This is a genomic window from Azospirillum terrae, from assembly GCF_053470425.1.
On the sequence record NZ_JBPXMR010000013.1, the window covers coordinates 113131 to 131464 of the forward strand.

Annotated in this window: 14 protein-coding genes; 7 read left to right on the forward strand and 7 right to left on the reverse strand. The window is 70.2% G+C overall.

The window, feature by feature from the left end; all coding sequences use genetic code 11:
* The first annotated feature begins 68 nt into the window (after nt 1-68).
* On the forward strand, nt 69-239 hold the full coding sequence (locus ACSVDD_RS24550; RefSeq protein WP_448192044.1) for a hypothetical protein: 171 nt from the start codon (nt 69-71) through the stop codon (nt 237-239).
* A 337-nt stretch (nt 240-576) separates the two neighbouring features.
* Complete coding sequence (locus tag ACSVDD_RS24555; protein WP_448192045.1) at nt 577-990, forward strand: hemerythrin domain-containing protein; 414 nt, start codon at nt 577-579, stop codon at nt 988-990.
* Between the two features lie 48 nt (nt 991-1038).
* On the opposite strand, the gene typA is transcribed toward ACSVDD_RS24555, so the two are convergent.
* Nucleotides 1039-2871 carry a translational GTPase TypA gene (gene typA / locus ACSVDD_RS24560; RefSeq protein ID WP_448192046.1) on the reverse strand — a complete coding sequence of 611 codons (1833 nt, stop codon included), beginning with the start codon at nt 2869-2871 and terminating at the stop codon, nt 1039-1041.
* A 284-nt stretch (nt 2872-3155) separates the two neighbouring features.
* Between typA and ACSVDD_RS24565 the strand changes: the two genes are divergently transcribed.
* Together ACSVDD_RS24565 and ACSVDD_RS24570 are read left to right on the forward strand one after the other, a co-directional pair.
* Nucleotides 3156-5000 carry an autotransporter assembly complex protein TamA gene (locus tag ACSVDD_RS24565; RefSeq protein ID WP_448192047.1) on the forward strand — a complete coding sequence of 615 codons (1845 nt, stop codon included), beginning with the start codon at nt 3156-3158 and terminating at the stop codon, nt 4998-5000.
* Between the two features lie 91 nt (nt 5001-5091).
* Nucleotides 5092-9513, forward strand: coding sequence for a translocation/assembly module TamB domain-containing protein (locus tag ACSVDD_RS24570; protein ID WP_448192048.1), 4422 nt, complete (start codon nt 5092-5094; stop codon nt 9511-9513).
* A 211-nt stretch (nt 9514-9724) separates the two neighbouring features.
* Here the strand turns inward: ACSVDD_RS24570 and ACSVDD_RS24575 are convergent, their stop codons facing one another.
* The 3 genes from ACSVDD_RS24575 to ACSVDD_RS24585 form a co-directional block, all read right to left on the reverse strand.
* Complete coding sequence (locus ACSVDD_RS24575; protein ID WP_448192049.1) at nt 9725-10576, reverse strand: class I SAM-dependent methyltransferase; 852 nt, start codon at nt 10574-10576, stop codon at nt 9725-9727.
* A gap of 2 nt (nt 10577-10578) precedes the next feature.
* On the reverse strand, nt 10579-10890 hold the full coding sequence (locus tag ACSVDD_RS24580; protein ID WP_448192050.1) for a hypothetical protein: 312 nt from the start codon (nt 10888-10890) through the stop codon (nt 10579-10581).
* 184 nt (nt 10891-11074) lie between these two features.
* On the reverse strand, nt 11075-11410 hold the full coding sequence (locus ACSVDD_RS24585) for a hypothetical protein (protein ID WP_448192051.1): 336 nt from the start codon (nt 11408-11410) through the stop codon (nt 11075-11077).
* Nucleotides 11411-11796: 386 nt separating this feature from the next.
* On the opposite strand from ACSVDD_RS24585, the gene ACSVDD_RS24590 reads away from it, so the two are divergent.
* Nucleotides 11797-12645, forward strand: coding sequence for a protein phosphatase CheZ (locus ACSVDD_RS24590; RefSeq protein WP_448192052.1), 849 nt, complete (start codon nt 11797-11799; stop codon nt 12643-12645).
* Here the strand turns inward: ACSVDD_RS24590 and ACSVDD_RS24595 are convergent.
* Entirely contained in the window at nt 12615-13583 is a 969-nt protein-coding gene (locus tag ACSVDD_RS24595) for a lytic transglycosylase domain-containing protein (protein WP_448192053.1), read from the reverse strand. The two genes, ACSVDD_RS24590 and ACSVDD_RS24595, sit on opposite strands and share 31 nt — an antisense overlap.
* 632 nt (nt 13584-14215) lie before the next feature.
* Here ACSVDD_RS24595 and ACSVDD_RS24600 point away from each other — a divergent pair.
* On the forward strand, nt 14216-14905 hold the full coding sequence (locus ACSVDD_RS24600; RefSeq protein WP_448192054.1) for an RNA polymerase sigma factor: 690 nt from the start codon (nt 14216-14218) through the stop codon (nt 14903-14905).
* A 240-nt stretch (nt 14906-15145) separates the two neighbouring features.
* Here ACSVDD_RS24600 and ACSVDD_RS24605 read toward each other — a convergent pair whose 3' ends face one another.
* Nucleotides 15146-15310 carry a DUF1328 domain-containing protein gene (locus ACSVDD_RS24605; protein ID WP_448192055.1) on the reverse strand — a complete coding sequence of 55 codons (165 nt, stop codon included), beginning with the start codon at nt 15308-15310 and terminating at the stop codon, nt 15146-15148.
* Nucleotides 15311-15578: 268 nt separating this feature from the next.
* Here ACSVDD_RS24605 and ACSVDD_RS24610 point away from each other — a divergent pair, with 268 nt between their 5' ends.
* A complete protein-coding gene (locus tag ACSVDD_RS24610; RefSeq protein ID WP_448192056.1) occupies nt 15579-16187 on the forward strand; it encodes a hypothetical protein in 609 nt (202 codons plus the stop codon).
* A gap of 10 nt (nt 16188-16197) precedes the next feature.
* Here the strand turns inward: ACSVDD_RS24610 and ACSVDD_RS24615 are convergent, their stop codons facing one another.
* Nucleotides 16198-18267 (reverse strand): YjbH domain-containing protein, encoded by a 2070-nt coding sequence (locus ACSVDD_RS24615; RefSeq protein ID WP_448192057.1) that lies wholly within the window; start codon nt 18265-18267, stop codon nt 16198-16200.
* Nucleotides 18268-18334: the final 67 nt, after the last annotated feature.

The window sequence follows — 18334 nt, forward strand, 5'->3', positions numbered from 1 at the left end:
CCGTTTTGAATGGATTGCGATGCCGGCTGTTGAAGGGGCAGTCTACCACAAAACACGAGGACGCCGCCATGGCCCGGAAACGTGACAAGGACGCGCCGTCGGAGACCGCACAGCGCATCGAGGACGAATTGGTCGACAAGACCGGCAAGGCCGCCGGCGACACCGAAAAGCCCGTGCAGGAGAAGTTCGACGAACTGGGCGAGCGGCCGGAGGTCAAGCGCTCGGGCGGGCGCGAATAGAACGGCTCGGCCCATCCGAGGGTGAGGGGGCTGGCATTGCGGGCGTGTCCGGTCCCCCCGGAAACCCCCTCACCCAGCGGTCGCGGATGAAACACTATGAAACACTATGAAACACTTTTCGGGGGTGTTTCATCCGCTCGGTATCGCGCGGACGTGCCTCGCTAACGAAGACTTCAATCCTATAGAGAGCGGCTGGCAAGAGCAAGCGCGTCGAGTTCCCACCTTCCTCCTATCCAAAAGGGGTGCGCGATTCTGCCGCCTGTGCGGCGGGTTGTCGGTGCTGATACGCTGATGATCCGCCCACAAGACAAAATCAATCCTCGGGAGGAGGCGGCACATGAAGACGGTCCACACCTATCGCCGGCAGCACGGCGAGATCCAAGCGGCCATCGGTGCTCTGTCCGAGTTGCTGCGCGCCCAGGACGCGGTCAGCCGCACCTTCGACATCCGCGTCGTGCTGAACGACCTGTCGTCCAAGGTGAACGACCACCTGACCCATGAGAACCGGGTGCTCTATCCGAAGCTGCTGGAGCACGGCGACGCCCGCGTGCGCGCCGCCGCAAGCGAACTGTGGGACGAGATGAACGGCCTGCACGCGGTCTGCGACCACTATTTCGCGGCGTGGTCGAACGTGACGTCGATCGCCATGCGCTTCCACACCTTCCGTTCCGAGACGAGCCACGTCATGGCCCGCCTTCAGGAACGCATGAAGCGTGAGGACGAGGCGCTCGGCCCGATGCTGGAGCAATGAAAAAGCCCCCTTCCCCGTGAGGGGAAGGGGGCTTTGACACGGTGTGGCTCAACCCTCGGCGGAGGCGCGCTGATGGCGCTTGCGCTCGTTCGGGTCCAGGTAGCGCTTGCGCAGACGCACCGACTTGGGCGTGACCTCGACCAGCTCTTCATCGCTGATGTAGGACAGCGCCCGCTCCAGCGTCATCTGGATCGGCGGCGTCAGGCGCACCGCTTCGTCCTTGCTGGTCGTGCGGATGTTGGTGAGCTGCTTGCCCTTGATGACGTTGACCTCGAGGTCGTTGCCGCGGGTGTGCTCACCGATGATCATGCCCTGATAGACCGGAACGCCCGGATCGATCAGCATCGGACCGCGGTCCTCCAGGTTCCACAGCGCGTAGGCGACCGAGGTGCCGTCGGAGTTCGAGATCAGAACGCCGGTGCGGCGCGCCGCAATCGGGCCCTTGTACGGGGCGTAGCCGTGGAACAGGCGGTTCATGATGCCGGTGCCGCGGGTGTCCGTCAGGAACTCGCCGATGTAGCCGATCAGGCCGCGCGAGGGCGCGTGGAACACCAGGCGGGTCTTGCCGCCGCCGGACGGGCGCATCTCGATCAGGTCGGCCTTGCGCTCCGCCAGCTTGTTGACGACGGCGCCCGAGAACTCCTCGTCCACGTCGATGACGACTTCCTCGATCGGCTCCAGGCGCTGACCGTTCAGCGGGTCGGTCTGGAACAGCACGCGCGGCCGGCTGATCGACAGCTCATAGCCTTCGCGGCGCATGGTCTCGATCAGGATGCCGAGCTGGAGTTCGCCGCGGCCCGCCACCTCGAAGGCGTCGCCGCCGTCGGTGTCGCGCACCTGCAGCGCCACGTTGCCCTCCGCCTCGCGGAACAGGCGGTCGCGGATCATGCGGCTGGTGACCTTGTCGCCCTCGCGCCCGGCCAGCGGGCTGTCGTTGACCGAGAAGGTCATCGCCAGGGTCGGCGGATCGATGGGCTGGGCTTCCAGCGCCTCGGTGACGGACAGGTCGCAGATGGTGTCAGCGACGGTGGTCTGCGACAGGCCGGCCAGCGCGACGATGTCGCCGGCGTGCGCCTCGTCGACCGGAACGCGCTCCAGGCCGCGGAAGGACAGCACCTTGGAGATGCGGCCCTGCTCGATCACCTTGCCGTCGCGCGACAGCGCCTTGACCGACATGTTCGGCTTCACCGTGCCCGACTGGATGCGCCCGGTCAGGATGCGGCCGAGGTACGGGTTCGCCTCCAGCGTGGTGGCGAGCATGGTGAACGGCTCGTTCTCACCACCGATCTGGTGCGGCGGCGGCACGTGGTCCCGGATCAGCTCGAACAGCGGGGTCAGGCTCTCGCGCGGGCCGTTCTCCAGGTCCGTGGTCGCCCAGCCGTTGCGGCCCGAGGCGAACAGGGTCGGGAAGTCGAGCTGCTCGTCGGTGGCGTCCAGCGAGGAGAACAGGTCGAACACCTCGTCGTGCACTTCGTGCGCGCGGGCGTCGGCGCGGTCCACCTTGTTGACGACGACCATCGGGCGCAGGCCGAGGCGCAGCGCCTTGCCCAGCACGAACTTGGTTTGCGGCAGCGGCCCTTCGGCCGCGTCGCACAGCAGCACCACGCCATCGACCATGGAGAGGATGCGCTCCACCTCGCCGCCGAAATCGGCGTGGCCGGGGGTGTCCACGATGTTGATGCGCAGGTCGTTCCACAGGACCGAGGTGCACTTGGCCAGGATGGTGATGCCGCGCTCGCGCTCCAGATCGTTGGAGTCCATGGCGCGCTCGGCCACCTGCTGGTTCTCGCGGAAGGTGCCCGACTGCTTGAGCAACTGATCGACCAGGGTGGTCTTGCCATGGTCGACGTGGGCGATGATCGCGACGTTACGGAGAGTCATGCGTGTATCGTACTCGAATCGGCCGGCGCCCTTCGTTGCGGGCGGTATGCCCAAAACAAAACGGCCCGCCAAGAAATCCTGGTGGGCGCCGCCGGGTGGGGTGTCTTTGCGCTGCAATATAATGATTCCAGGGCACGGAGCAAGAGCCGATGCGTAACCTTCGCATGACACTGTTATGACGTCGGCCTATGGCTGAGGCTTGGTTCCGCGGCTCAGGCTGGGCGCCGGCCTTGAAAGTTCGGCTCCGGCTGCGGATTTTCTGGCTGCCACGACCCGCTCGGACGATGACCCGCGCCCGCCATTCCGCCGCTCCCCTGCTCCTCGCGCTGGCGCTCCTGCTGGCGCCGGTCGGCGCGCGCGCGCAGGATGAGGAACCGGCGCCGAAGGTCCCCTATGAGGTCGAGCTGACCGGGGTGGAGGATTCCGGGCTGTCCAGTCTGCTGCGCGAGTCGTCCTCGCTGTTTGGGCTGAAGGACGATCCGCCGCCCTCGGTCATCGGGCTGGAGCGGCGCGCCGACGCCGACCGCGACCGGCTGGAGACGGCGCTGCGCTCCGCCGGCTACTACGACGCCCGGCTGGAGATCCGCGTCGATCCCGACACCACGCCGGCCAAGGTGACCGTCGCGGTCGAGCCCGGAACGGCTTATGTTTTCAAGACCATCGTGGCGCGGACCGAGAGCGGCGGGCCGCCGCCGGGTGCGCCGATCGACCCGGACGACCTCGGCCTCAAGCCGGGCCAGACCGCCCGCGCGCCGCAGGTGGTGGACGCCCAGTCCAAGCTGGTGTCGACGCTGGCCGGGCGCGGCTACGCCTTCGCCAAGGTGACCGACCGGCGCGCCGTGGTGGATCATTCCGACCACAGCATGGACGTCACCTTCACCGTCGATCCGGGGCCGCTCACCCGCTTCGGCGCCACCCGTGTCGAGGGGCTGGAGGATCTGGACGAGAGCATCGTGCAGGGTCGCCTGCCCTGGAAGCCCGGCGAGCGCTACGAGCCGGCGCTGGTCGAGCGGGCGCGGACGGACATTGCCAAGCTGAACGTCTTCGACACGGTGCGCGTGCAGCTCGCCGAGCAGCCGGGGCCGGACGGCGTGACGCCGGTCACCGTCACTGTGGACGAACGCAAACGGCATTTCGTCGGCGCCGGGGTCGTCTATTCCACCACCGAGGGCTTCGGCGGCAACGTCTATTGGGGCCACCGCAATCTGTTCGGCGGTGCGGAGCAGTTGCGCCTGAGCCTGGAGGTCGGGCGCCTGTCCGGCGAAACCAGCAGCGTGAAGGGGCTGGACCTGCCGGACCTGCGGTTCGGCGTCAACTTCCGCAAACCGGATTTCCTGGTGCCCCGGCAGTCGCTGCTGCTGGACTTCTCGGTGGTGGCGGACAATCCGCCGGCTTACGAGCGCGTCGCCGGCATCTTCACCGCCGCGCTGGAGCGCGAGATCACCGATGAGCTGAAGGTCTCCTCCGGCGTCACGTCGGAGCGCGGGCGCGTGCGCACCACCGAGCGCACCTATGAGGTGGCGCTGCTCGGCGTGCCGCTGGGCGCCACGTACGACGGCTCGGACAATCTGCTGAACCCTGCGCGCGGCTTCCGCCTGGGCGCCACGGTGACGCCCTGGTTTCCGGCGGCCAGCAATGAATCGCGGCAGCGCTTCCTGGCAACCACCCTGAACGGCTCGGCCTATTACGATTTTGCCGGTGACGGCCGGTATGTGGGCGCGGCGCGGCTGGGGCTGGGCAGCATCGTCGGCGCCGGGCTGGCCGACATCCCGCCGGACCGCCGGTTCTACGCGGGCGGCGGCGGCTCGGTGCGCGGCTACGGCTTCCAAAAGGCGGGGCCGCGCAACCCCGCCGGTGACCCGATCGGCGGCCGCTCGCTGGTCGAGGCGGGCGTGGAACTGCGCATCAAGGTGACCGACACCATCGGCGTGGTGCCGTTCGTCGATGCCGGCACGGTCAGTGACCGGAGTTTCCCCGACACGCGCGAGCCGCTGCGCGTCGGCGCCGGGCTGGGATTGCGTTACTACACCGACTTCGGCCCGTTGCGGGTGGATGTCGGCGTCCCGCTGAACCCCGAGCACGGCGATTCACGCTGGCAACTGTATCTCAGCCTGGGGCAGGCGTTCTGAGGCGGCATTTTTTTGTCATTTCCGCCAAGGTCGAAATGCGGGCCTCCTTTTGCGTGTTCACGGTGGTGGGCCTGACGGCGAGGATCGGGGTTTGGCGTTGAAGGTTCTGCGCATCGCACTTCTGGGGCTTGCCGGTCTGCTTCTGCTGATCGCCGTTGCCGCCGTGGCCGGCTTTGGGTGGTTGCAGACGGATGCCGGGCGGCGCTGGCTGGTCGCCACCATCGAAGGGGCGGCCTCGGGGCCGGATGCGACGCTGAGGCTGGGCACGCTCAGCGGCCGCGTGCCGTTCGACCTGACGCTGTCCGAAATCCGCATGGCCGACCGCGAGGGTGTCTGGCTGACCTTGCGCGACGCTCACCTCGCGCTGAATCCCATGGCGTTGCCGGCGCGGCGCGTCGAGATCAAGGAACTCTCCGCCGCCCAGGTGGTGGTGGAGCGCCCCCCGGCGGCCTCCGCCGAACCGCAGCCGAAGAGTTCGGCGCAGCCGGCGCTGCCCAAGCTGCCGGTCACTGTGGCGCTCGACCGCCTCGCGGTTGGCGAACTGCGCTTGGGCGAGGCGCTGCTGGGCGAAGCGGCGGTGCTGTCGGTGAACGGCTCGGCCCGGCTGGCCGCCGGGGGCGACGGGCTGGACACCACGCTGGAGGTGGCGCGCATCGACGACCGGCCTGGCCGCGCGGCGCTGACGCTCGGCTTCGATCCGGACGACCAGCGCTTGGGCTTGGATCTGAAGGCGTCGGAGCCGGCCGGCGGCGTCATCGCCCGCATGCTGAACATCCCCGGCCTGCCGCCGGTCGAGGCGACGCTGGACGGCCAGGGCACGCTGGCCGACTGGAAGGGGCGGCTGACCGCCACCGGCGGCGATGTGGTCAACCTGACCGCCGACGCCACGGTGAAGGCCGATCCCGTCGGGCATCTGGTGACTCTGGCGGCCGGCGGCGACGTGGCGCGCCTGCTGCCGGCCCCCGCCGCCGACCTCGTCGGCCCGCGGCCGGCGGTGAACGCCGAGGTGCTGGTCGGCAACGACCGCGGCCTGACGCTGCGCCCGCTCACCGCGACCGTCGCCGCCGGCACGCTGCGCCTGACCGGCACGGTTCGGCCGGATGACCAGCGCGTCGCCCTCCAAGCCGAGGTGACCGCCGGGCCGGATTCGGCGCTGCACGCGCTGGCTCCGGTGCGCTGGCGGGATGCGCGGGTCATTCTCAACGCGGACGGTACGGCGGTGGATCTGCCGTTCTCGGTGAGCGCAGTGGTCAGCGATGTGGCGGCGGATGATCCCAAGCTGGCCTCCGTCACCGGGCCGGAGGTGCGGCTCGACGCCAAAGGCGCCGTGCATCCCGATGGCGGGCAGGTCCGGCTCGACGGCCTGACGCTGGCGAGCGCAGCCGGCACGCTGGCGGCGAACGGCACCGCTGCCGGCTGGGGGCAGACGGCGGACGCGGTGCTGCGCCTCGCGCTGGACGATCTGGCGACGCTTTCCGAGCTTGCCGGGCGGCCGCTCGCCGGAGCGGCGGTGCTGGAGGGGCCGGTTTCCGTGCGCGATGGAGCGGTGCAGGCCGATTTGGGCGGCCGGGTGGCGGGGCTGAACACCGGCACGCCGGCCGACGCTCTGCTCAGCGACGATGCGCGGCTGACGCTGAAGGCGGCGGCCGAAAAGGACGGCGGCGTGCGGTTGAACGAACTGCGCGTCGAGGGCGCCAACGCCACGCTGGCCGGCAAAGCCGCGCTGGCCAACGGCCGGCTGGAGGCCGACGCCACTCTGGACCTGCCGCGGCTGGAGCCGCTGGGCGCGGCGCTGGAAAAGCCCATGCAGGGCGGCGCGGCGCTGGACCTCACGGCGCGCGGGCCGCTCGATGGGCTGGAGGCGCGAGCGCGCCTGACCGGGCGCGGGCTGGTGCTGGACGGCCGGCGGTTGGGCGACACGGAGCTGACCGCCACCGCTGCGGGGTTGCCCGGCGCGCCGCACGGCAGCGTGCAGGCGCGCGCCCAGCTTGCCGGGGTCGGGCTGGCGCTGGACGGCAGTTACGCGCTCGACGGCAACATGGTGAAGCTCAGCGATCTGGCGCTGACCGGCGGGCCGAACCGGGTGGGCGGCGCCGTCAGCGTGGCGCTCGACACCACGACGGCGACCGGGCGGCTGGAGGGGAACCTGCCCGCCTTGAAAGCGCTGTCGGAACTGGCCGGCATGGGCCTGGACGGGGCCGCCGGCTTCGCGCTGGCCCTTGACGGCAAGGGCGGCCGGCAGGCGGCGACGCTCACCGCCGATGCCCGCGGCCTGCGGGTGGATGGGGCGGACGGGCCGCTGGTTGCCGCACAGACGCTGACCGTCTCCGCCGACGTGGCCGACGCGCTGGGCGCCGCCACCGGCAAGGCGCGCGCCGAGATGCAGGGCGGCACGCTGGCCGGGACGCCGGTCGCCAGCCTCACCGCCAGCGCCGATGGGGCGCTCGCCAAGGCGCGCTTCCAGGTGGCGGGTACAGGCGGGGGAGGGCGCGAACCCGGCACGCTCGATCTTGCCGGCACCTTTGCGCAGGACGGTGCCGTCCGCCGCATCCGGCTGGAGCGGCTCCAGGCCAGCGCTGCCGGCGAGAGCCTGCGTCTGGCCCAGCCGGCGTCCATCGACCTCGCCGACCGGCGCTATGAGGTCACCGGGCTGCAACTGCTCAGCGGCAACGCGCGGCTGACGGCCGACGCGGCGCTGGCCGGGGACCGGCTGAAGGGCTCGGTGCGGGTGGAGCAGCTGCCGCTGACGCTGGCGCGCCTGTTCGCTCCAACCTTGCAATTGGACGGCGTGCTGAACGCCACCGCCGACCTGTCCGGCACGGCGCGCAGCCCGCACGCGGACCTGTCCGTGCGCGTCGCCGGCCTGCGTGCGGCCGCCACCCGGCAGGCCGGCGTGCCGGGCCTGGACGCCACGCTGGACGCGGAGTGGCGCGGAGAGCGGCTGACCGCCAACGGCGCCGTGGTGTCGCGCGGCGGCGATGGCCGCCTGAACCTCAGCGCCGCGCTGCCGCTGGTGCTGAACCCCGAGACGCTGGTGCCCGCCGTGCCCGCGCGCGGCAAGCTGGACGCCACAGCGACCGGGACGGTTCAGCTCAGCCTCGTCAACGACTTGCTGGCGGCGTCGGGCGACCGGGCGGCGGGGACGCTGGTGCTGGACGTGCGGGCCGACGGCACGGTGTCCGCACCGCAGCTCGGCGGCACGGTGACGCTGGCCAAGGGGCGCTACGAGAACCGCGCGTCGGGCGCCGTCATCACCGACATCGCGGCGCGCGTGGTGGGCAGCGGCGACGTTTTCACCGTCCAATCCTTCACCGGCCGCACGCCGGGCGGCGGCACGCTGGAGGCGGAGGGCGTCATTCGCCCGTCGCCTGGGGAGACGCGCCAGCTCGACGTGCGGCTGCGGGCGCGCAACGCCCGGCTGATGCAGATCGACATGGTGAAATCACGCCTTGGCGCCGACCTGACGCTGGGCGGTACCTTCGCCAACGCAGCGCTGGCCGGGACGGTCAGCATCGAGGAGGCGGACGTGCAGATCCCCGACCGCATGCCGCCCAGCGTGGTCGACCTGAAGGTGGTCGAGGTCGGGCGCGGCGCGCCCACGGTCAACACGGCGACGGCCGGCAGCTCGCTGGTTCCCCAACCCCCAACCAAACTCCAAGCCAAATCCCCAGGCAAACCCCAAGCCAAACCCGGCCGCAAGCCGGGCCCGCGCGCCACATCGGCCGCGCTGCCGGCCGAACCGCCGCCGTCGCAAACCGTCGAACCCGCCGGGCCGACCATCGGACTGGACCTCACCATCACCGGCGACAACCGCATCTTCGTGCGCGGGCGCGGCCTCAGCGCCGAGTTCGGCGGGAAGCTCTCGGTGACCGGGACGGCGGACCGGCCATCGATCACCGGACGCTTCACCATGCAGAAGGGCACGCTGGACCTGCTGGGCAAGAGCTTCACGTTCAAGCACGGTTACATCGACTTCGACGGCGTCTGGCCGGTGGACCCGCGCCTCGACCTGCTGGCCGAGGCCACCGCCAACCAGGTGACCGCCCAGGTGCAGATCACCGGGACCGCCAAGCAGCCGAAGCTGGAGCTGACTTCGCCCCAGGGCCTGCCGCAGGACGAGGTGCTGGCGCGCGTGCTGTTCGGCAAGTCGGCCGGCTCGCTGAGCGCGGTGGAGGCGGTGCAGCTCGCACAGAGCGCCGCGACGCTGGCCGGCTTCGGCGGCGGCTCCGGCCTGCTGGACAAAGTGCGGCGCACGCTGGGCATCGACCGGCTGGAGTTCTCGGGCGGCGAGAACGGCAAGGGCGGTGCCGTTCAGGCCGGGCGCTACGTCACCGACCGCGTCTATGTCGGCGTCGAGCAGAGTGTCGGTGCCGGCAGCACCAACGGCACCGGCGGCGCCAATCAGAGCCGCGCCAAGGTCGAGGTCGACATCACCAAGAACCTCAAGGTCGAGGCCGGGGTCGGCGTCAGCTCGGACACCCGCCTCGGGCTGAAGTTCGAGTGGGATTATTAGGGTCGCGGCTCGGCGGTGGCGGATGAAACACTGTGAAACGCTATGAAACGCGATTCCGGTGAGCGTTGCATCCGTTCGGCGTCGGATGAAACGCTATGAAACGCATTTTTGCCGAGCGTCTCATCCGTTCGCCATCGTGCGGACGCGCCTCGCTAGCGAAGACTTTGATCCTAGCAAAAAATCCCAGGCAAGAGCAAGCGCGCGAAAGCTTTCAGGCCACGCCCACGGCGATCCGCACGTGGGCGGGCAGCAGAACCGTGTCGCCCTGCGCCAGCGCGTCGAAGCGGCGGACGATGTCCGCCTCCAACGCGGCACGCTCGTCCACGGCCAAGCCGGCGAACCGGGCGCCGAACAGCATCTCCAGCGTCGCGCGCCAGAAGGGCTGGCCGCGCGGTGCCTTGCGGACGGGGGTGAGCGCCGTCTCCCGGGCTTCGGCGAAGCCGGCGCCGGCTAGCGCCGCGGCGAGGCTGCCCGCCTCGGCGTAACGGAACAGCGGCCCGATGCCGTGCACCGGGTCGGGGCCGAGGCGGTCTTCCACGGCGCCGCCGACCGCCGCGAACAGCGCGTTGTCGGCGCGCGGCCCCCAGACCATGAAGGCGGCCCGCCCGCCGGGCTTCAGCACGCGGCGCACCTCGGCCAGCGCGCCCGACGCGTCGGGCACGAACATGATGCCGAAGCGGCAGGTGACCGCGTCGAAAGCCGCGGCTCCGAAGGGCAGGGCGGTCATGTCCGCGGCCGCGAAGGCCGGGCGCGGGGTGACGATGGCGGCGCGGCGCACTGCGCCGGTCAGCATGGCCGGCACCAGATCGCTGCCGACGACCAGCCCCGCCGGTCCGACACGGCGCGCGGCGCTCAAGGCCGGCTCGCCGGCCCCGGAGGCGAGGTCGAGGACGATGGCGTCCGGCTGCACGCCGGCCGCGTCGAGCAAGGGCTGGTTCAGCTTGTCGGCCAGTTCGGCCATAGGGTCGGCCCAACGGTCCCACAGCGCGGCGCTGGCGGACCAGCGGGCGCGCTCGGCGTCGGCGTCTGGGGCGGCGTCGGGGGCGGTGTCGAGAAGGGGCATGGTCAATGCAGCAGTCTGGCGGAGCCGTGGGGGTCGCGCAACGTGTCGCCGTCGGCGAGGCGTTCGCCCAGCGCCGCCATCTCTTCGGACAGGCGGCGGTTGGCGTCGCTCAGGGTCTGGATACGGATCTGCGCCGCCTGCTGCTCGGCGGTGAGCGCGGTGACGCTCTCGGCCAAGCGCTTCACCTGCTGCGCCTGACGGAGCGTGCCTTCGTTGAGGCTGCGCCGGATCGAGCCGACCGCCACCAGCACGACCACGCTGATGGTCACGCCGGCAACGATGGATACGATGGCGAGCGCCGTGACCCAGTCCATGGCCTTTGCCGTCCATCCGATGTTACGGATCGTGGACGAGCATCGGCCCAATCGGCGGCCGGGTCAACAAGGGAGCTGAGTTAGGAAGGGAGCTTTGTTTAAGAGCCGCGACGGCGGCTCCGCGCCCTCATGGGCGCGAAGGCAAGGGGCCGGATGGCCCCGCCCGCCGTGTGAGGGGAAAATATCAGGCGATCCCTTCGGCAGTGCGCGGCTCCATCGCCACCTTCATCTCGTTGAGATGATCGGCGAAGGCGCGGATGACCGGCATGATGCGCGCGGTCTGATCGGGCGTGACGTGCGCGTCGGTCTTCAGCACGATGGTCGGCGCCTCGCTCATCAGGCGCTTGGCGCGCATCGGGCCGACCTTGTCGTCCAGGAACATGGACAGGCCCATCAGGATGCCCAGCGTCACGTCGTCGGGCTGCTTGGGGAGGGCGAGCACGTCGTGCAGCTCCTTCAGGAGCGTGTAGGCGACGATGGACGTGCGTTCGATGGTATCGACGTCGGCGGCCATAGGCATCTGGCGGGTCCCTCGAACAAGAAGGGTTGAACTGTTCTGCCAAGACCTTAATGCGCTTTTCGTAACCAAAGCATTAACCATCAGCTTGACCATACGGCGACCGCGAGTCGCTTTGTCCGGGTTGCCGGGCCGGCGCCGGTTCGGCTTGAAAAGCGTGGGGGGCGTTGATGGCGGCGGCGGCGCGCGGCGTGTGTGCGGGGCTGGACGGCGCGGTCGTCCTCGTCGGTGAGACTGGCCGCCGGGCATGAAATTTGGTGGTAGCGGGACGATATTTTTGCCGGCCCGATCTTCTGTTCGCCGTGCGCCAAGGTTGTGTTGGCGATCATTTCCGGCAAATACTCCAAACCCACACATGTCGTCGGGGAATTGCGGGAGGAGACGTTGGAATGGCCGGTAGCGTGAAGATCCGCGAAGAGGATTACCGCCAGATCGAGGCGTTCATCGCCGGCACGCCACAAGGCCGCGCCTTTCTGGAGGAGCACGCCCGGCGCGCCCGCAGCATGGGTATCGACGAGGTGCAGGCGATGGTCGGCCAACTGCGCGACGCCTGGATGGAGCACGACGCGACGTCCAGCGCGGTGCGCCACATCGCCGTGCTGCGCCACGAGCTGCTGGACATGAGCGCCTCCATCGTCCAGGCGCGGCGCGAGATCGCCGCAATCCGCCCGAAGGAGGACGGCAATGACCGCATCGCCACCGCCGCCAATGAGTTGGACGCCATCGTCATGTCCACCGAGCGCGCCTCCATCGAGATCCTCGGCGCGGCCGAGCGCATCATGGAGGTGGTGCCGGACCTGCGCGCGGCCGGTCCCGCTGCGGCCTGCGACCTGATCGAACACGAGGTGATGAGCATCTTCACCGCCTGCTCGTTCCAGGATCTGACCGGGCAGCGGACGACCAAGGTGGTCAACGCGTTGCGCTACATCGAGCAGCGCATCATGGCGATCATGGACATCTGGGGCGTGGCGGGCGTGGAGGGCGTCAATCCCGCCGACCTGCCGGCTGAACCGGTGGACGCGCGCCCGGACGCGCACCTGCTGAACGGCCCATCGGCGGACGGCGTCGACCAGGACGAGGTGGACCGCCTGCTGAACGGGTCCGCCGTATCGGGTCCCGCACCGCCGGCTCCGGCACCGGCCCCCGCACCGGCTCCGGCCAAGCCGGTGATCGTGTTGGACGAGGCGGAGCCGCCGGCGCCGCTCGATCAGTCCTCCATCGACGCACTTTTCGGTTGAGCCGGGGGCTTGTCGGCGACGGTGACGGCTTCCCGGCGCCTGGGTTTCTCCATGGTCTGCGAGGCCGCCTTCCTGGGCTGGGAATAGCTGAGTTCGGCCACCATCTCGCGTGAGCCGGGGATGCCCGAGGGATCGACGATGCTGCGGTCGAAGGGGTGGCGCCGGACGGCGTAGACCGAACGGATCTTGACCACGTAGTCCTGCGTCTCGCGGTAGGGCGGCACGCCCTTGTACTGCACCACCGCGCCCTCGCCGGCGTTGTAGCCGGCCAGCGCCAGCGTCACGTCGCCCTCGAAGAAGGCGAGCAGCCAGCGCAGGTACTTCATGCCGCCGCGGATGTTGTCCTCGGGCGCGAAGGCGTTGCGAACGCCGAAGCGCTCTGCCGTTTCAGGGATCAGCTGCATCAGGCCCATGGCGTTCTTGTTGGACACCACGTCGGCGCGGAAGGCGGATTCCACGGAGATGACCGCCAGGACCAGCGCCGGATCGAGCCCGTACGCCGGCGCCATCTTGTGCACCAGCGCCTTGATGTGCTCCGGCGGCGGCGTCGGTACGGCGTAGTAGCGGGTCTGCGGCGGCTCGCAGCGGTCGGGGGTCTTGGCGCCGGTGGAGGCGGCCTTGCGCAGCCACGCCTGCCCGAGGTCCTCGTCCTGGAAGCCGGCGGTACCCTTCAGGATCAGGCGGCCGGCGCGCTTTGCGGCGTCGGCGTGGCCCTGCCGGGCGGCCTTGCAGTAGAGGTAGAGGGCGCGGCGGCCGTCGCGCGACACGCCGTTCGCCTCCTCGTAGCGGGCGCCCAGCTCGAACTGTGCTCGCGCGCTGCCTTTGGCGGATAACGCTTCCAGCGCCCGAATGGTGCGGTCGATCATCGCGGCCTGCGCGGTGACGGGAAGCGCCATCGCCGCTCCGGCGAGCAGCAATCCAAACACGGTGTGTCTCATAATTCTGACCTGCGGGTTGGGCCGGTCAGGGCTGGCGGGGCACCCCGAGCGGACTATGGGTGTATGCGAGAAGAGTGCGTGCCTAGTCCCAATGTCCGGATGTTGCGAATTCCGGAGCTTCTGTATGGTCACCTTCAGGCGGGTTCGAGCAGACGAAAGAAAAAAAGAAGCGATTAGGGGAAGAACGCGCGGCAGAAGCAGTGGCATAGAACCATTGACAGCTGCGACGGGGAGGAATGGGTACCACGCACGATCGTCTGTCTCTTGAATTGTCATCCCGCACTCTCTTGCACGGACCGGATGAGGGAACTCGTCCGGTCCTTTTGTTTTGGGTGGCCCCGCGGCCCCCTCGCGCCGATCCACAGGCGAATACGCTGCTCCTAAGTAAAGGTTCCGGCTACACCCCCAAGAGGGGGTAGGGTTAAGCGGCAATCTCACAAAATTGAACCTTTACCTAGCCTTTTTCCCAACTGGCGGTGGTCCGGCGTGGTCATTACGTACTGACATGGCAGCGGTTGTCTTGAGGGCATCTGGCGTTAACTCAGGTGTCGTGCGCCAAGAGCGTCAGGATGATTAATCCGTCTGTTCAGGAACGGATGGAAAGCCACAGACCAGGAGGCAGCGTCTTAGCGATGGCGAATACTGTGGCGCGTACCGTGCGCTCGTCGGCGCTCGATCCGTCGTCCGCCGTGCCGGTGGCGCCGGGGGCTGAAGACGACAGCGTCGATCCGACCGCGGTCGGGCCGGGTGGGGACGCGTTTGCGGGCGAAGACGGGGCCGAGGATGGCGCCGAGGCGCCGGCCCGGCCGCCGGGGCCGCCGGACCCGGCGATCATCGCGCAGATCGAGAGCGAGATCCCGCGCCTGCGCCGTTTCGCGCGCGCCATGGTGCGGGACGCGACGCTGGCCGACGATCTCGTTCAGGAATGCCTGGAACGGGCGCTGAGCCGCCTGCATCTGTGGCGGCCGGGCAGCAACCTGCGCGCATGGCTCTTCACCATCCTGCGCAACCTGCACATCAACGGCATCCGCCGCCGTCAGGCGGTGGTGGACATCGACGGCGAGGGGCAGGCGGCCATTGGTGCGGCCAGCGGCGCGCAGATCGTGCGCCTGGAGTTGCGCGACCTGCGCCGGGCGCTAGGCATGCTGCCCAACGAGCAGCGTGAGGTGGTGCTGCTGATCGGGCTGGAGGGGATATCCTACGGCGAGGCCGCGGATATCCTGGGGATATCCATCGGCACCGTGAAGTCCCGCCTCTCCCGCGGCCGCCGCGCGCTCCGCCTCCTCATGGAAGGCCGCACCCCCAGCGACGATGAGGATTGAAGCCGGAAGACGAACAGGGCCGCGACTGCGGCCCCGCGCACACGTGTGCGCGAAGCCAAGGCCGCGGATGCGGCCGCCCGGCGTTTGAGGGCAAATAAAAAGGCAACGCCCTTTGGGCGTTGCCGAGTTGCGAGGCTAACATCGAGAGGCTTTGGGGTACTCACTCGCGCGTCCGGCCGAGGCCGGGCGCGGGCGCCCGTCGCGGGGAACCGGTCACCCGAAGTGGGCGGCCGGATGGGCCTAGCGGCGCCTGACCAGACCCAAAATCAAACTCGCTGCGAACAGGACGATGAACAGGAAGAACAGAATCTGTGCGATGCCCGACGACGCCGACGCGACACCGCCGAACCCCAAAGCGCCGGCCACCAGAGCGATGACGAAGAACACCAGAGCCCAGTACAGCATCTCGTCCTCCTTGCGCCGTACCTCGCCGCGACCGGGCGGTCCCCGGCGGCGGCGTGTCATGTCAACAACAATGGCGACGGGCTAAGGTTCCCGTCCGGTGGACGGCACCCACCGGCGACGCGCGCCGGGGTTGCCGCAGCGCCCCTCGGACGCGGCTTTCGGCTTACCGACGCCGCGTCCGCAACGCGATGCTCTCCTCGTTGTTTACCGCGCAGGCCGCACCGTTTCCGGTTCGGCCGGACCTTGACGCATGGGGAGGACGAGACCGATGAAACGCACGCTTTTGCTTGCCGCGGCCACCGTGGCGCTGATGGCGGCGCCGGTGCGGGCGCAGATGCCCATGGGCACCGGCTCCGACGCCGGCGAATCCTGGGGCACGCCGCACCGGAGCAGCGAATCCGGGTTGCCGACCGAAAGCCCGCAGGTCGAAAGCCTGAATCGTGGCGACACCCGCGTCTACAGCGGCAGTTCTTCGGGAACCCGCAGTTCCACCACCACGGGCACGGTGATCGACAACACCACCAGCAGCCAGGGCGGCCGCGTGACGACGCAGAGCGGCCAGCCGATGCCGCGCAGCCAGACCCGCACGACGACCGACACCTACGGCAGTGGCAGCACCGGCAACGCGGCGGCCGGCACGGCCAGCGGCTCGGTCATGAGCCGTGACGACATCAGCGCGCGGCGCGGGCGTGGACAGAACGATCTGGAACTGTCGCAGACCTCGCTGCTCAACGAGTTCAGCGCCCAGGGCTATACCGCCGTGCGCGACTTCCGCAAGAACGGCCAGAACTACGTGGCCAACGTCCAGGACCCGCAGGGCTACTGGACGACCGTCGAACTCGACCCGCGCACCCGCGCGATCACGCCAGTGCGCTGATCGGGGTTCGCTAATCCAGCAGGTGGGACCAGGTGCCGGCAAGGCGGCCGAAGCCGGCCGGCACCAGCGTCTCGTACAGCGGCAGCGGCGTGCGCAGCCGTTGCCCGGCGTCGCGGCCGAGCGTGCGCGTCGCCACTTCCACCGCCCCGCCATCGGGCAGCCAGCCCGCCGCACCCAGCGGCACCACCAGCGTGAAGCCCTGGTCGAGCCGCCCGCCGAAGCGGCTCTGGCCGCCGTCCGGCCCCTCCGTCCAGGTCATGTGGGCGGCCAGCCGCACGCCGTTGTCGAAGCGGTGCCCCAGTTCCACCGTGCCGCCCCAATCGCCGCCCAGGTAGCGGCCCAGACGCAGCACCGCCGTCCGCGCCGCACCCGGCGATTCCAGGTAGAGGCTGGCGTGCCCGGTGGTCCGGCCGCTCAGCCCGTCCACGCGCAGCGCCTCCCACGCCGGGCGCTTCCACACCCGGTTGAGGTCCGCTCCGACCGCCCAGCGCGCGGTGAGCGGGTGGTACAGCAGCTCGGCCCCGAACCCGCCGAACATCTCCTCGAAATGCCCGGCCGACAGTCGCGCGTGCCAGTCCGGCGCCGGGCTGCCGAGCCACGAGGCGTGCAGATGCTCGATGCCGGCGCGGCGTTGCGCGTAGAGCGCCACGTCGCTGCGCACCGGCTCCATCGCCGGCAGCGCCTGGGTGTCGAGCATGTCCAGGCTGCTCGACAGGTTCACCCGCACGCCGCCGCCCAGCACCACGCCGCGCGCCGGCCGGTAGGACAGCGCGAAGTCGGTGTAGGTGCGGCTGACGTAGGGAACGCCCTGCTCGAAGAGGCTCTGCTCCAGCGTCGGGCGGACGGCGAGGCTCCAGCGGGTCCGTCCCGGCGGGGCGGGGCCGGCGGTCGCGGCGGGGTCGAAGCGGGCGGTGCGCAGGATCTCCTCGGCGCTGCCGCGGCGGCGCAGCGCGCGTTCCAGTTCTCGGCGCTGGAGGGTTACGGCCACGCCGTCCAGCCCCTCGGCGCCGGTGACGATGGTCAGCGCCTCGACCTCCGCCGGGGCGCCGTCGGCCAGCACGCGCGCCGCCCGGCCGACCGTGCGGGCGAGGACGGCGTCGTCCGGCTCGATCCAGAGGGTGACGCGTTCCCGCGTAACCACGGCGCCGCGGGGCGTTAGCCCGGCGGCTCGCGCGTCGCCGACGATCTCTTCCACCTCGGCCGGCCGGCCTTCGGGGCGCGGGCCGACGCGGGGCGGCGGCAATGGCGGCTCGGTCGGGACCTCCTTGAGCGCCAGCGCCACCGCGACGCGCAGCATGGCGCGGCGTCCCTGTTCCACCCCGGCGCCGAGTTCCAGCCATGGCAGCGGACGGTAGGACAGGCCGGCGTTCACTGGCATCCCGCGCACGAAGAGGGGATCGTCCTGCCGCTCGGCGCGCATGCCGTCGCCGGAGTGTTCCAGCTTCAGGCTGAGGCCCTCGATCGGGGTGTGCCACTCCAGGCCGCCGAACGGCGCCACCGTGCGGCCGGTGAACCACGCGCGCGGCCCGCGGCTGAGCGGGTTGTTCGGGTCGCGGTCGCGGGAGAAACGCCCGCCGAGCGGGTTGGCGAACCCGCCGCCCCCGGCGAAGCGGCCCCAGCCCAGGCCGAGGCTGGCGTCGACGTTCCAGAACCGGCGCGACAGCACCAGATACTCCCCGGCGAAGCGGCCCTTGCCCGGCAGGTCGAAGCCCGACCCGGTGACGTCGCGCCCGCCGATGGCGACCTCCGGCCACCATTCCCCCTCGCGCAGCAGGCGCAGCTTCACGTCCAGGCCGGGATCGCTGAGTCCCCACCAGTTCGGGTACATCGTGTCGCGCGCCGTGACCTCCAGGCCCGGCAACAGCTGCGCCCCGGCGAACACGTGGCGGTGCAGGTCGCCGATCAGCGAGACGCCGCCGGTGACGGTGCCTTCCGGCATCATGCGCGCGGTGGGGGTGAGCAGCAGGCCGGTGCCGCCCCAATCTGATAATGATGGGCCGGACAGTGACGGCGCCAGCCCGTCGCCGAGCGCCGGGCCGGCCGCGAGCAGGAGCGCCACGCTCAAGGCAAGACGGTTCACGCGATGGTCGTGGGGGAATGGTGGATTTCCCCTACGCTTCACGCAAAGCGCATACGAATGCAACCGG

Excerpts from the sequence above, each read along its gene's own strand:
- ACSVDD_RS24565 (WP_448192047.1), top strand. The coding sequence starts at position 3,156 with ATGACCCGCGCCCGCCATTCCGCCGCTCCCCTGCTCCTCGCGCTGGCG.
- ACSVDD_RS24605 (WP_448192055.1), bottom strand. The coding sequence starts at position 15,310 with ATGCTGTACTGGGCTCTGGTGTTCTTCGTCATCGCTCTGGTGGCCGGC.
- ACSVDD_RS24575 (WP_448192049.1), bottom strand. The coding sequence starts at position 10,576 with ATGCCCCTTCTCGACACCGCCCCCGACGCCGCCCCAGACGCCGACGCC.
- ACSVDD_RS24595 (WP_448192053.1), bottom strand. The coding sequence starts at position 13,583 with ATGAGACACACCGTGTTTGGATTGCTGCTCGCCGGAGCGGCGATGGCG.
- ACSVDD_RS24555 (WP_448192045.1), top strand. The coding sequence starts at position 577 with ATGAAGACGGTCCACACCTATCGCCGGCAGCACGGCGAGATCCAAGCG.
- ACSVDD_RS24580 (WP_448192050.1), bottom strand. The coding sequence starts at position 10,890 with ATGGACTGGGTCACGGCGCTCGCCATCGTATCCATCGTTGCCGGCGTG.
- ACSVDD_RS24585 (WP_448192051.1), bottom strand. The coding sequence starts at position 11,410 with ATGCCTATGGCCGCCGACGTCGATACCATCGAACGCACGTCCATCGTC.
- ACSVDD_RS24590 (WP_448192052.1), top strand. The coding sequence starts at position 11,797 with ATGGCCGGTAGCGTGAAGATCCGCGAAGAGGATTACCGCCAGATCGAG.
- ACSVDD_RS24600 (WP_448192054.1), top strand. The coding sequence starts at position 14,216 with ATGGCGAATACTGTGGCGCGTACCGTGCGCTCGTCGGCGCTCGATCCG.
- typA (WP_448192046.1), bottom strand. The coding sequence starts at position 2,871 with ATGACTCTCCGTAACGTCGCGATCATCGCCCACGTCGACCATGGCAAG.
- ACSVDD_RS24550 (WP_448192044.1), top strand. The coding sequence starts at position 69 with ATGGCCCGGAAACGTGACAAGGACGCGCCGTCGGAGACCGCACAGCGC.
- ACSVDD_RS24610 (WP_448192056.1), top strand. The coding sequence starts at position 15,579 with ATGAAACGCACGCTTTTGCTTGCCGCGGCCACCGTGGCGCTGATGGCG.